The 11,572-nt window shown below is 72.7% G+C and carries 7 protein-coding genes and 10 pseudogenes; all 17 read left to right on the top strand.

Translation table 11 applies throughout. The features are described from left to right. Positions 1-837: 837 nt before the first annotated feature. On the top strand, positions 838-1,887 hold the full coding sequence (locus tag UG55_RS02295; RefSeq protein WP_066062053.1) for a C40 family peptidase: 1,050 nt from the start codon (positions 838-840) through the stop codon (positions 1,885-1,887). A 142-nt stretch (positions 1,888-2,029) separates the two neighbouring features. Then, positions 2,030-2,240: pseudogene (locus UG55_RS31415) on the top strand (CDP-alcohol phosphatidyltransferase family protein); the annotation flags it as partial. A 1-nt stretch (position 2,241) separates the two neighbouring features. Then, positions 2,242-2,653, top strand: a 412-nt coding sequence (locus tag UG55_RS02290) for a CDP-alcohol phosphatidyltransferase family protein (protein WP_313954572.1), incomplete at its 5' end; no start/stop codon positions are given. A 17-nt stretch (positions 2,654-2,670) separates the two neighbouring features. Further along, positions 2,671-4,228, top strand: a pseudogene (locus UG55_RS31410) (sugar phosphate nucleotidyltransferase); the annotation flags it as partial. A 1-nt stretch (position 4,229) separates the two neighbouring features. Continuing rightward, a pseudogene (locus tag UG55_RS31405) lies at positions 4,230-5,181 on the top strand (mannose-1-phosphate guanyltransferase); the annotation flags it as partial. 111 nt (positions 5,182-5,292) lie between these two features. Then, positions 5,293-6,183: a DUF881 domain-containing protein gene (locus tag UG55_RS02280; protein ID WP_242423618.1), complete on the top strand. Its 891-nt coding sequence runs from the start codon at positions 5,293-5,295 to the stop codon at positions 6,181-6,183. After that, positions 6,180-6,530: a small basic family protein gene (locus UG55_RS02275; protein ID WP_066062044.1), complete on the top strand. Its 351-nt coding sequence runs from the start codon at positions 6,180-6,182 to the stop codon at positions 6,528-6,530. Before UG55_RS02280 ends, UG55_RS02275 begins: the two co-directional genes overlap by 4 nt. Positions 6,531-6,778: 248 nt before the next feature. Next, positions 6,779-7,284: pseudogene (locus UG55_RS02270) on the top strand (DUF881 domain-containing protein); the annotation flags it as partial. 1 nt (position 7,285) lies between these two features. Then, positions 7,286-7,453 (top strand): annotated as a pseudogene (locus tag UG55_RS31400) (DUF881 domain-containing protein); the annotation flags it as partial. Between the two features lie 121 nt (positions 7,454-7,574). Beyond that, positions 7,575-7,955: a glycine cleavage system protein GcvH gene (gene gcvH / locus UG55_RS02265; RefSeq protein WP_066062041.1), complete on the top strand. Its 381-nt coding sequence runs from the start codon at positions 7,575-7,577 to the stop codon at positions 7,953-7,955. Positions 7,956-8,553: 598 nt separating this feature from the next. Beyond that, positions 8,554-9,099 (top strand): FHA domain-containing protein, encoded by a 546-nt coding sequence (locus UG55_RS02260; RefSeq protein ID WP_020572244.1) that lies wholly within the window; start codon positions 8,554-8,556, stop codon positions 9,097-9,099. Positions 9,100-9,115: 16 nt separating this feature from the next. Further along, positions 9,116-9,479, top strand: a pseudogene (locus UG55_RS31395) (MerR family transcriptional regulator); the annotation flags it as partial. A gap of 1 nt (position 9,480) precedes the next feature. Beyond that, positions 9,481-9,928, top strand: a pseudogene (locus tag UG55_RS31390) (MerR family transcriptional regulator); the annotation flags it as partial. Between the two features lie 159 nt (positions 9,929-10,087). Next, positions 10,088-10,306 (top strand): annotated as a pseudogene (locus UG55_RS31385) (bifunctional nuclease family protein); the annotation flags it as partial. Between the two features lies 1 nt (position 10,307). Continuing rightward, the coding region (locus UG55_RS31380; protein WP_242423617.1) for a bifunctional nuclease domain-containing protein at positions 10,308-10,573 on the top strand (266 nt) is incomplete at its 5' end. A 359-nt stretch (positions 10,574-10,932) separates the two neighbouring features. Beyond that, positions 10,933-11,263: pseudogene (locus tag UG55_RS31375) on the top strand (MerR family transcriptional regulator); the annotation flags it as partial. Between the two features lies 1 nt (position 11,264). After that, positions 11,265-11,559 (top strand): annotated as a pseudogene (locus UG55_RS31370) (MerR family transcriptional regulator); the annotation flags it as partial. Positions 11,560-11,572 lie beyond the last annotated feature (13 nt).

Raw genomic sequence — 11,572 nt, 5'->3', positions numbered from 1 at the left:
TATCAGTGGTCCCGGTCTGGTCTTCCCGCGACTGGTGACGCTTCGCACCAGCCCGCTCCGTGGATGCGCCCGGCCGCGGGCGATTCGTGAGTACCCCGCAATGCGCCCGTCGGATGCCGCGCCGCCGCGACCCGTCGGCGGTCGCCCGGGTAGCTCACCCGGGTGCGTCCACGCGACGTCCCACCAAGGTTGGATTCGGGTCTTCGCCGGTCCTTTCCATTGAGTTTCCGGCGTATTGCCTGGTGGAAGTGCGGTGACGTTCCGGCGCCGGTCGCCCCCGGTGCGTCTGGCCGGCTCCGGGCGCTGGCCCGACGCCGTCCAGTGAGCCCGGAAACTCCGGGGGGTCCACCCCGGCCGCTGCCCGGCCCGCCCGAATCCCCATACCAGGCGGGAATCCCGGGCATTGCCCCGGGTCGGACGGGCACCGTTCGGGGCCGGCGCCGGCCGAGCTCGTCCCGACGGAAAGTAAGCATCTATTTCCGCATTGTGATCGAGTCCCGGGGTGGGCGATTGTTGTGCGGGGGGTGATTGTCGGACAAGCGCTGAAGTCCACTATCTTCAAGCACCGGCACATCTGTGCAGAGCTATTCGAGAGTGCCGTGCACCGCCCGATGTATGTAAAGCGTCAGGTCGACGCGCCGTGTCCCGCCCCGACCTGGCGACCCCTCCGAGACAGGTGGGGCGGGACGAAGTAGGCCGGCAGTCCGGCGTGCGGGCGCATCGCGCTCCGTCGCCAGGCAGCCGGGACTGGTCGCACCGGCTGCCCCGGCCGGTCCGACGGCGCGCTGCCGAGCGTGGCAGTGCGTCTCGCAGGCGCCGGAGAGAGAAGGACTCGCGTTGCCCCGTCGCGGAATTGCCTGGCTGCCCGAGGACTGGGACCAGTTCGTCAAGGGGCGGCAGCGCTCCTCGAACGTCCGATCCGGCACCAGCTCCCGGCGGGGCTCGTCCCATCCGCCGCGGCGGGCGGCCACGATCGCGGCCTTCACCACCGGCACGCTGGCAGCCTCCACCGCCGCGTTCGCCGCGACGGTGCCCTCGACGCCGGACACCTCCGCCTCGCTGGAACCGGGTTCGACCCAGGCGGCCTCGGTGCTCCCGGGGCAGGGCGGCTCCGACTCGCCGGAGGCCGTGGCCGCGGCGGTGGCCGCGCCGCTGGCCGGAGCGATCGCCTCGTCCGAACCGATGTTCACCAACATCGCGCTCACCGCGGACAACGGCACGGTCGCGCCGAACGCGCCGGTGGTCCTCACGGTGCGGGCCAGGGAGGCCAGCGGTACGCCGCTCGGCAACCAGCAGGTCCGCATCGTCGTGGTGAACGGGCCGAAGTGGCAGACCACGCGGGCGCTGACCACCGACGCCAACGGCCAGGCGCAGATCACCGCGCGGCTGCTGAGCACCACCACGATCACCGCGGTGTTCGACGGCACCAGCGCGCTGCGGCCCTCGGTCGCCACCGCCGCCACCATCACGATCAAGGCGCCGGAGGCACCCCGGTCGGCCGTCGGCCAGGTGATCCCGTCGGTGATCCCGGGCAGCTCCATCGGCGAGAAGGCCGTCTACCTGGCTTCGCTGCAGAAGGGCAAGCCGTACGTGTGGGGGGCGGCGGGGCCCTACTCGTTCGACTGTTCCGGGCTGGTCCAGTACGTCTTCAAGCAGCTCGGCCGCTCCCTGCCGCGGACGGCGCAGGGCCAGTACAACGTCTCGACGCGCGTCCCGCAGTCCGGGAAGAAGCCCGGTGACCTGATCTTCTACGGCACCGAGGGCAACATCTACCACGTGGGCATCTACGCGGGGAACGGCTACATGTGGGCCGCCCCGCAGACCGGCGGCGTCGTGTCGCTGCGGCCGATCTACAGCACCACCTACAAGGTCGGCCGGATTATGTGACGACGAGCCGTCCCGACCGGCACCCGATGACCCCGCCGGCGCTCATCCGCTAGCGTCAGGGCTGACGACCCGTGTCCGCCAGGTCGGCGCGCGCCGTCGGCGACGCCCCGTGCGTGGCCGGGTCGGGGAGGAGGGACTCGGCGTGACGGCGGCTACGCAGGCCTCCGACCGGATCTGGACCATTCCCAACCTGTTGTCCGGTCTGCGCCTGCTGGGCGTCCCGCTGTTCCTGTGGCTCGCGCTCGGGCCGGAGGCGGACGGCGCCGCGCTCGGGGTGCTGGCCTTCGCCGGAGTGAGTGACTATCTCGACGGCAAGCTCGCGCGGGTCCTGAACCAGACCAGCCGCCTCGGGGNGACCCTGGACCCGCTCGCGGACCGTCTCTACATCCTCGCCACGATCGTCGCGCTCACCCTGCGGGACATCGTCCCGCTGTGGTTCGCGGTGCTGCTCCTCGCCCGGGACGCCGTGCTGCTGCTGGTGCTGGTGCCGATCCTGCGCCGCCTCGGCGTCGGCACCGCGCTCCCGGTGCACTACCTGGGCAAGGCGGCCACCTTCAACCTCCTCTACGCCTTCCCCCTCCTGCTGCTGTCGGCCGGCGACTCCTGGCTGGCGACGGCGGCCCGCCCGGTCGGGTGGGCGTTCGCCATCTGGGGTATCGCCCTGTACTGGTGGTCCGGTCTCCTCTACTTCGAACAGGCCCGTCAGCTGGCTGTCGAGCGGGCGCGGTCGGTCGGTGTCCGGGAAGGTCGGGAGGTAAACCCTTGAGAGCCGTCGTCATGGCNGGCGGCGAGGGCACCAGGCTGCGGCCGCTGACCGCGAACCTGCCGAAACCGCTGCTGCCGGTGGTCAACCGCCCGATCATGGAACATGTCCTGCGGCTGCTCAAGCGGCACGGGTTCGACGAGACCGTCGTGACGGTGCAGTTCCTCGCGGCGATGATCCGCAACTACTTCGGTTCCGGCGACGAACTGGGCATGCATCTGTCCTACGCCACCGAGACCACGCCGCTGGGCACCGCGGGCAGTGTGAAGAACGCCGAGGACGCCCTGCGGCACGAGCAGTTCCTCGTCATCAGCGGGGACGCGCTGACCGACATCGACCTGAGCGACCTCGTCGCCTACCACCGGGCCCAGGGGGCGTTGGTCACCGTCGCGCTCAAGTCGGTGCCCGACCCGCTGGAGTTCGGCATCGTCATCACCGGGGAGGACGGGCGGATCTCCCGTTTCCTGGAGAAGCCGACCTGGGGGCAGGTGTTCTCGGACACGGTGAACACCGGCATCTACGTCATGGAGCCGGAGGTTCTCGAACACGTCCCGCCGGGCGAGGCGGTCGACTGGTCGGGTGATGTGTTCCCGCGGCTGGTGGCCGCCGGCGCGCCGGTCTTCGGCTACGTCGCCGCCGGCTACTGGGAGGACGTCGGCACCATCGCCAGCTTCCAGCGCGCCCAGGCCGACGTCCTGAACCGGCAGGTGGACGTCGAGATCGGCGGGTTCGAGGTCTCCCCGGGCGTGTGGATCGGCGAGGACGCGGACGTCCATCCCGACGCCATCCTCAAGGGGCCGCTGGTCGTCGGCGACTACAGCAAGGTCGAGGCCGGTGCGGAGCTGCGCGAGTTCACCGTGCTCGGCAGCAACGTGGTGGTGAAGCGGGGAGCCTTCCTGCACCGGGCGGTCGTCCAGGACAACGCGCTGATCGGCCCGCGGGCGAACCTGCGCGGGTGCGTGATCGGGAAGAGCACCGACGTGCTGCGCGCCGCCCGGGTCGAGGAGGGCGCGGTCATCGGGGACGAGTGCGTCATCCAGGAGGAGGCGTTCGTCTCCCACGGGGTCAAGGTCTACCCGTTCAAGACGATCGAGGCCGGCGCGGTGGTCAACACCAGCGTCATCTGGGAGTCGCGCGGGCAGCGTTCGCTGTTCGGGCCGCGCGGGGTCTCCGGGCTGGTCAACGCCGAGATCACACCCGAGCTGGTGGTCCGCCTGGCCAGCGCCTACGCGACGACGCTGAAGAAGGGCTCCACGGTCACGACCGCGCGGGACGGCTCGCGGGCCGCCCGGGCGCTCAAACGGGCCGTGATCAGCGCACTCACCGCGGGGGCGATCAACGTCCGGGACCTGGAGGTCGCCCCGCTGCCCGTCGCGCGGTTCGACGTGCGAACCTCGGACGCGGCCGGCGGCATCATGCTGCGTTCCAAGCCCGGTGACGCGGAGCGCATCGACATCGTCTTCCTCGACGCGGACGGGCACGACCTCTCGCCGGCCGCGCAGCGCAAGCTCGACCGGGTCTTCACCCGCCAGGAGTTCCGCCGGGCCTTCCCCGGGGAGATCGGCGACCTGCGCTTCCNCGCCCGCACCGCCGACGTCTACACCCAGGACCTGCTTGACCGGGTGGACACCAGCGGTCTCGCCGAGGCGGACCTGAAGGTGGTCGTCGACCCGTCCGGGGGAGCGGCGTCCCTGCTGCTGCCCACCCTGCTCGGCCGGCTCGGGGTCGACGTGCTGACTGTCAACGGCCGGCTGGACGAGACCTACCCCGAGCCCGGGGCCGCCGCGGACCGCCGGGCCCTCGACCGGCTCGGCGCGCTGGTGGCGAGCTCGCGCGCCGCCTTCGGGGTCCGCTTCGACCACATCGGCGAGCGGATCACCATCGTCGACGAGCGCGGAGACCTGATCAGCGACGAGCGGGCGCTGCTGGTCATGCTCGACCTCGTGGCGGCGGAGAACCGCGGGGCCACGGCTGTGGTGCCGGTCGCCACCACCCGGGTGGCCGACCAGGTCAGCCGGTTCCACGGGCTCACCGTGCGGCGGATGCCGATGTCCGGCGCGGAGCTGCCGAAGGTGGTCGCCGGCGAGCAGGTCGTGTTCGCCGCGGACGGGCGCGGTGGGTTCGTCGTGCCGGAGTTCGCGCCCGTGATCGACGGTCTCGCCGCGTTCGTGCGGCTGGTCGCGCTGGTGGCGCGCACCCGGCTGACGCTCAGCGCGATCGACGCGCGGATCCCTCCGGTCGCGATGGTGCGTGCCTCGGTGCCCACGCCGTGGGCGGAGAAGGGCATGGTCATGCGGCGGGTCGTCGAATCCGTCGACGTCGGCACGGGTGCGCGGGTGGACACCACGGACGGCGTCCGGATCGTGGACGCGGACGGATCCTGGGTGCTGGTGCTGCCCGACCCCTCCGAGGCCGTGACCCACCTGTGGGCCGAGGCGGCGGATCTGGGTGACGCGCAGCGGCTCATCCGCCGCTGGAGCGCGGTGGTCGAGACCGCCCCGCCGGTGGAGGCGCCCTCCGGTCAGCCGTGACCGCCCGTGAGCGGAGCCCGTCACCGAGGGTGGCTGGGGGGTTCGGTCGCCGAGCGCGGCGGGCGGGCTACGGCGCCGGTCCGGGCGTCGGCAAGAATGCCCGGTGTGCATGTGCCGACCCCGACAACGCTCGAGCAGGTGGTCGCGACGGCGCTGGACCCGGCCTACACCCGGCGGGCGGCCCGTTGCCGGGACCGCCCCGGCGCGGATGACCCCGGCGCGGATGACCCCGGTGGGGAACACCCTGGCCGGGAGCGGCGCCGGCACGGCCGGCTGCGCGGGGCGCGCATGCCGCTGGCGTTGCTGCTCATCGGGCTGCTGGTGGCCCTGACGGCCCGCCAGGCCGCCGAGTCCGCCCCGGCGCGAGAACGGTTGCGGGTGGCTCTCGGCGATGCCTACGAGACGCGTACGGCCGACCGGACGACCTTGGCCGGTGACGTGCGCGAGCTGGCGGCGGCCGTCGGGGGCCTGCGGGAGCGCCAGCGGGCCGCCGACGATCTCTGGGACACCGCGACCGCGCGGATCGCGGCCCTCGCCGTGCCGGCCGGCCTCGCCGCGGCCCGCGGGCCGGGTGTGCGGGTGACCCTCACCGACCCGCCGGGCGGCCCGTCCGCCGACGCGGGTAACCCGCGGCCGGCCGAGCGGGCCGCGGACAGCCGACTGGCCGACCACGACCTGGCCGACATGGTGAACCTGCTGTGGAGCGCCGGCGCCGAGGCGGTCGCCGTCAACGGAGTCCGACTCACCGGGCTCAGCGCCGTGCGCGCGGCGGGTGAGGTGATCCTGGTCGGCCTGAGCCCGGTGGAGGCCCCCTACGTCGTCGAGGCGATCGGCGACCCCGCCGGCCTCGTCGCCCGGGTGGCCTCCGCCGCGGCCACCATCCGGCTGCGTACCCGGGTCGGCGCGCCGCCGGACGCGGTGGTGATCGCCCGGGTTGACGAGGTCAGCCTGCCGGCGGGGCCGGACCCGAACCTCCGATACGCCCGAGGGAGTGGATCATGACCCGTCAAGGTGCGATCACCGGTCTGGTCGCGCTCGCGGTCGGGGTCGCCGCCGGGCTCCTGGCCGCGCCGCGGCCGCCGACCTGGCTCGATCCCTACCTCCCGGTGGCCGTGGTCGCCGCGGTCGACGCGGCCGTGGGTGGTGTGCGCGCCGCGCTGGAGCGGGTCTTCTCCGACCGGGTCTTCGTCGTGTCCTTCCTGGCGGATGTCGGGCTGGCGGTGGCGCTGGTCGCGCTGGGCGACGCGCTCGGCGTGGGCGGGGCGCTGTCGACGGCCGTGATCGTCGTGCTGGGAATCAGGATCTTCACCAACGCGAGTGCGGTCCGGCGATCGCTGTTGAAGCTGTGACGGCGGGAGGCGGCCCTGCGGCCGGCCGTCCCGGCTGCGGCGAGCCGGCCGCGGAGGGTTCGGGCCGAGAGACGCCCGCGCCGCCGGCGGCCGAAGTGACGGCGCCCGTCGAGCCGACCTTCCCGCCGGCCGAGCCGGGATCACCCGAGTTGGCCGAGCCGCGCCCGGCGGCGGCACCGGACGAGCAGCCGCCCGGCAGGCCTGTCGCGTCCCCGACTGTCGGCAAGGCGACCGAGGCCGGTGCGGGCATGCGGCTACTGCGAATGGTGACGATGCTGTTGCTTTGTGTGCTCGGGTTTGGAGTGGCGGTCGCGATCAGGGCGGCCGACCCCGCGGAGCGTCTCGGCCGGGCTCGTCCGGACGAACTCGCCACCGAGCTGGAGAACCTCGCCGCCGACGCCCGGCGCCTGCGCGCAGAGGCGACCGGACTGACCAGGACCCGCGAGGCGATCGCCGGCGATCTGCGGGGGCAGGCCGACCTCGACCGGGCGAGCGAGGAAGCCGACGCCCTGGCGGTGCTCGCCGGGACCGGGCCGGCCGTCGGCCCCGGTATCGCCCTCACGATCAGCGACCCCCGCGGGACCGTCGACGCCTGGATCCTCGTGGACGCACTCCAGGAACTGCGGGACGCCGGCGCCGAGGCCATCGAGCTGTCGGGTGTCCGTGTCGTGGCCTCGACCTACATCGTGGACGCGGCCGGCGGCGGGATGACCGTGGATGGCGAGCGGGTTTCGCCGCCCTACCAGCTCCGGGTNGTCGGAGACGCGCACACGCTTGCCCAGGCGATGCGGATCCCGGGCGGCGTGCTCGATACGGTAGCTACCCGGGACGGCGCGCAGACCGAGGTCACGAACTCGGACCGGATCGAGATCAGGGTGCTGCGCTCCGCTCCGAGCCCTCGTTTCGCTCGTCCGGCGGACTGATCGACGAACACGCCGGCGGGCACCCGCGCGGACGGGGCGGGGGTGTCGGCCGGCCGTCGGCCGACCACGTCCGCGCTCCCGGCGCCGGAGTCCGGCACCACGACCGCAGGAGGCGATTGCGCTGTATCCCGAGGACCTGAAATACACCCGGGAGCACGAGTGGGCCCGGGCCGACGGGAACACCGTACGTGTCGGTATCACCGCGTACGCCCAGGAAGCCCTCGGTGACATCGTCTTCGTCACGCTGCCCGAGGTGGGCGAGTCGGTCTCGGCGGGCGAGCCGTGCGGTGAGGTCGAGTCGACCAAGAGCGTCTCGGATATCTACGCGCCGGTCTCGGGCACGGTCGCCGCTCGCAACGAGGCGCTCGTGGCGGCCCCGGAGCTGGTGAACTCCGATCCGTACGGCGACGGCTGGCTGGTGGAGGTCACCGTGGCGGAGCCCGGTGTGCTCGACGATCTCCTCGACGCCGCCCAGTACACGGAGCATGTCAAGGAGCAGTAGGGGTCGGCGCGCCGCCGGGTGGAGGTGGCCGGCCGGCGTGGACGGTCGCGGGCCACGGCGCCGGCCCGCGCCGCCCGGGCCCAGGTGGTGCTGGGACCACCAAAGGACCACATCCGGGCTGATCGTGGGCCGGCCGGGTGGACAGGTGCCCGGTTCCGCCGGGCCGCGAGGGTCGGGCCGAAGGTCGTCCGAATGTCCGGGCGTTCGTACCGTCCGTACACGAACTGTGGCCGGATGGTCATTGCCCGGTCGAGCGGGACACGGGCGCGGCGCAAGGTTCGTCGGTGCTGTGCCCATTCGTCCGATATGCCAGGCCGCCTGACTGTCAAGTGAACGAGGCCCGGCGGCTGTGCCTGGTGACGCCACGCCGAACAATCACCCCACGCACCCTTTTCACGACGGTGCTCCTGATGCACTAGCCTCGGAGTGCGCCGTGACGGCATCGGCCGCGGCTACTGTCGCGTTCGGCCGTTTGCGTGGGGTGATCACCCAGGTACATCGGGCAACCCCTGTCGGCACCACTCCAGCCGCCGTGAGGGCGGCGGACCGAGCGGCCGGCCACCCGCGTGCGGGCGACCGGCAGGAAGCGGACGAGACTGTGTTCTGCACGAGGTGCGGCCAGCAGAACCCGTCCGACGCGCTGTACTGCGCGCGGTGCGGGTCGCCTCTGGTGCGTCCGGGCGAGCCCGTGGCGCCGGAGCGACCCGCGGAGCAGACATCGACGCTCAACCTCGCAGCGGCGCTCTCGGGAATCGAGGGCGACCACGTCGACGAGTCGACCGAGCGGGACGCGGTGGCCGCGGTCGACGCCCTTCCGCCCGGCTCCGCCCTGCTGGTGGTGAAGCGTGGCCCGAACGCCGGCAGCCGGTTCCTGCTCGACGCGGATCTCACCACCGTCGGGCGGCACCCGGAGAGCGACATCTTCCTCGACGACGTGACCGTCTCGCGCCGGCACGCCGAGTTCCACCGCTCGCCCTACACGAAGGGCTTCTCCGTCCGCGATGTGGGCAGCCTCAACGGCACCTACCTGAACCGGGAACGCATCGACTCGGCCGAGCTCACCGGTGGTGACGAGGTCCAGATCGGCAAGTTCCGGCTCGTCTTCCTGACGGGCGCGACCTATGGGGGGGTCGGCGTACGGTGAACGAGGGCACGGCGCGGTGAGCGGCGGCAGCAGCGCCGCGGCGGAGTTCGGGCACCCCTCCGGCCACCCGGAGGAGCCCAGGCCGGGAGTGGCCCGCCGGGGCACTCCCGCGCGGGCCGGGGACGCCGCGAAGACGCTGAACATCGGCGAGGTTCTGGACCGGCTGCGCGCCGAGTACCCCGACATCACCCTCTCGAAGATCCGCTACCTGGAGTCGGAGGGTCTGGTCGAACCGGCGCGTACCAGCTCGAACTACCGCAAGTACTCGGTCGACGACGTCCTGCGGCTTCGTCACGTCCTGCATGCTCAGCGTGAGCGGTACCTCCCGCTGCGGGTGATCAAGGAGGAGCTGGCCGCGCTGGACCGCGGCGACACTCCGCNGCCCCGCCCCGGGCCCCGGGCGGTCCCGGACCGCCCGACCGGCCGTGGGCTGGACGCCCTGCTCGGGGCGGAGCGGGTGCGGATGTCGCGCCGGGAGCTCGTGGCCGCCAGCGGCCTGGACGACGAGGCCCTCGCCGAGCTGGAGAGCAACGGGCTGGTCGGCCCGATCGCCGGTGGCGGGTACTACGACTCGGACGCGCTGCTGGTGGCCCGTACCGTCGCGCTGCTCGCCGCCCACGGCGTCCAGGCCCGGCACCTGCGGGCGGCCCGGGCCGCGGCGGACCGTGAGGCGGGTCTCATCGAGGCGGCGGTGGCTCCGCTGCGCTCGGGGCGCCTGGGTGAGTCCGACGGTCGGGCCGCGCAGACCGCCGACGAGCTTGCGACGCTGCTGGTACGCATGCATGCTGCGCTGCTGCGTACCCGACTTGCCGCGAGCCGTTCGGGGTAGCGGCGCGCGACTACCCAAATGGGTTCGATCTTCCACGGAAAGTGAGAACCGGCGGGCGCGCTGACGTGGGGCGGTAGCGGGGATACTGTCTCCTCGTGGGGTTTTCCGGCTCCGGTCACAGCGTCTCACCCTGCCCCACCTGCGCTAGGAGGTAGATCGGTGCATCGGCTGGACATCGTCGGCGTGCGTGTCGAGCTTCCGTCGAAGCAGCCGATCGTCCTGCTCAAGGAAGTGGGCGGCGAGCGGTACCTGCCGATCTGGATCGGGGCGGTCGAGGCGACGGCCATCGCCTTCGCCCAGGAGGGCATCACGACCGCGCGGCCGATGACCCATGACCTGATGCGGGACGTCCTGCGTGCCCTGCAGACGGAGCTGACCNAGGTCACCATCACCGACCTGCAGGACGGGGTGTTCTTCGCCACACTGGTCTTCGGTAACGGTGTCGAGGTCTCCGCCCGCCCGTCGGACGCGATCGCCCTGGCCATGCGGATGGGAGCGCCCGTCTACGGCGTGGAGGCGGTGCTGGCGGAGGCCGGCATCACCGTTCCCGAGGAGCAGGAGCAGGAGCAGGAGAGCGAGCTGGAGAAGTTCCGGGAGTTCCTGGACACCATCTCGCCGGAGGACTTCAACACGCCGGGCTCGTGACCCCGGGCCGGTCCGCCGCCGATTGCCGCCGCCACGGGCGGGAACGGCACCGGGCGGCGCCCGATCCGGGGTGTTTCGCCCGGGTGAACCGGGGCTTGTCCCGCTGACACCAGCATGTCCACTGGACGTCAGACACGTCGCCTTGGATCATTGTGGAGATGATGCCCCGCCCCCTACGGTCGGGCGAACCGGTCGCCAGCCCAGACCGGCGGGGGCGGTGGTCACCGCTTCGGGGGGAGCCAGCGGTCGTTCCGCCGTACGCCGGCGGTTGTCTCCGTGCTGGCGCGGCGGCGGTCAGGTGTGCGGCGTCGTCGGCGGGCGGGCCGAGAGGCTCCCGGACTGTCCGGAGGATGGGACTGGTGAAGAGTGGCACCTCGATCGGGTCGGTCGCGCAGGTGTCGCCGGATGACGCGGATCCCTTCTGGGGGGACGACGAGCGGGCGACGATGATCGAGCAGGGTCAGCTGTTCGGCGACGAGATCCCGCAGCCGCCGGGTGACGACGTCGGCTACCGGGGCCCCACCGCCTGCGCCGCCGCGGGCATCACCTACCGCCAGCTGGACTACTGGGCCCGGACCGGCCTGGTGGTGCCCAGCGTGCGGGGTGCCAGCGGGTCCGGCAGCCAGCGGCTCTACTCGTTCCGCGACGTGCTGGTCCTGCGGGTCGTGCGCAAGCTGCTGGAGGCGGGGGNGTCGCTCCAGAACATCCGGGCCGCCGTGGAGCACCTGCGTACCCGCGGTGTCGCCGATCTGGCTCACCTGACCCTGATCAGCGACGGCTCGACGGTCTACGAGTGCACCTCGGACGACGAGGTCATCGATCTGGTCCGGGGCGGCCAGGGCGTCTTCGCGATAGCGGTGGGCCGGGCCCTGGAGGACATGCGCGGCCAGCTCGCGGAACTGCCCTGCGAGCGGCCCGGTCAGCCGGCCGCCGCGCATCCGGGCGACGAGCTCGCCCACCGCCGTCGGCGGCGCAGCTCGGCCTGACGCGCGGGCGGGA

Source organism: Frankia sp. EI5c, assembly GCF_001636565.1.
Classification (GTDB): Bacteria; Actinomycetota; Actinomycetes; order Frankiales; family Frankiaceae; genus Parafrankia.
Note: the sequence above shows the minus strand (reverse complement) of the source record. Positions and strands in the feature narration are given on the sequence as shown.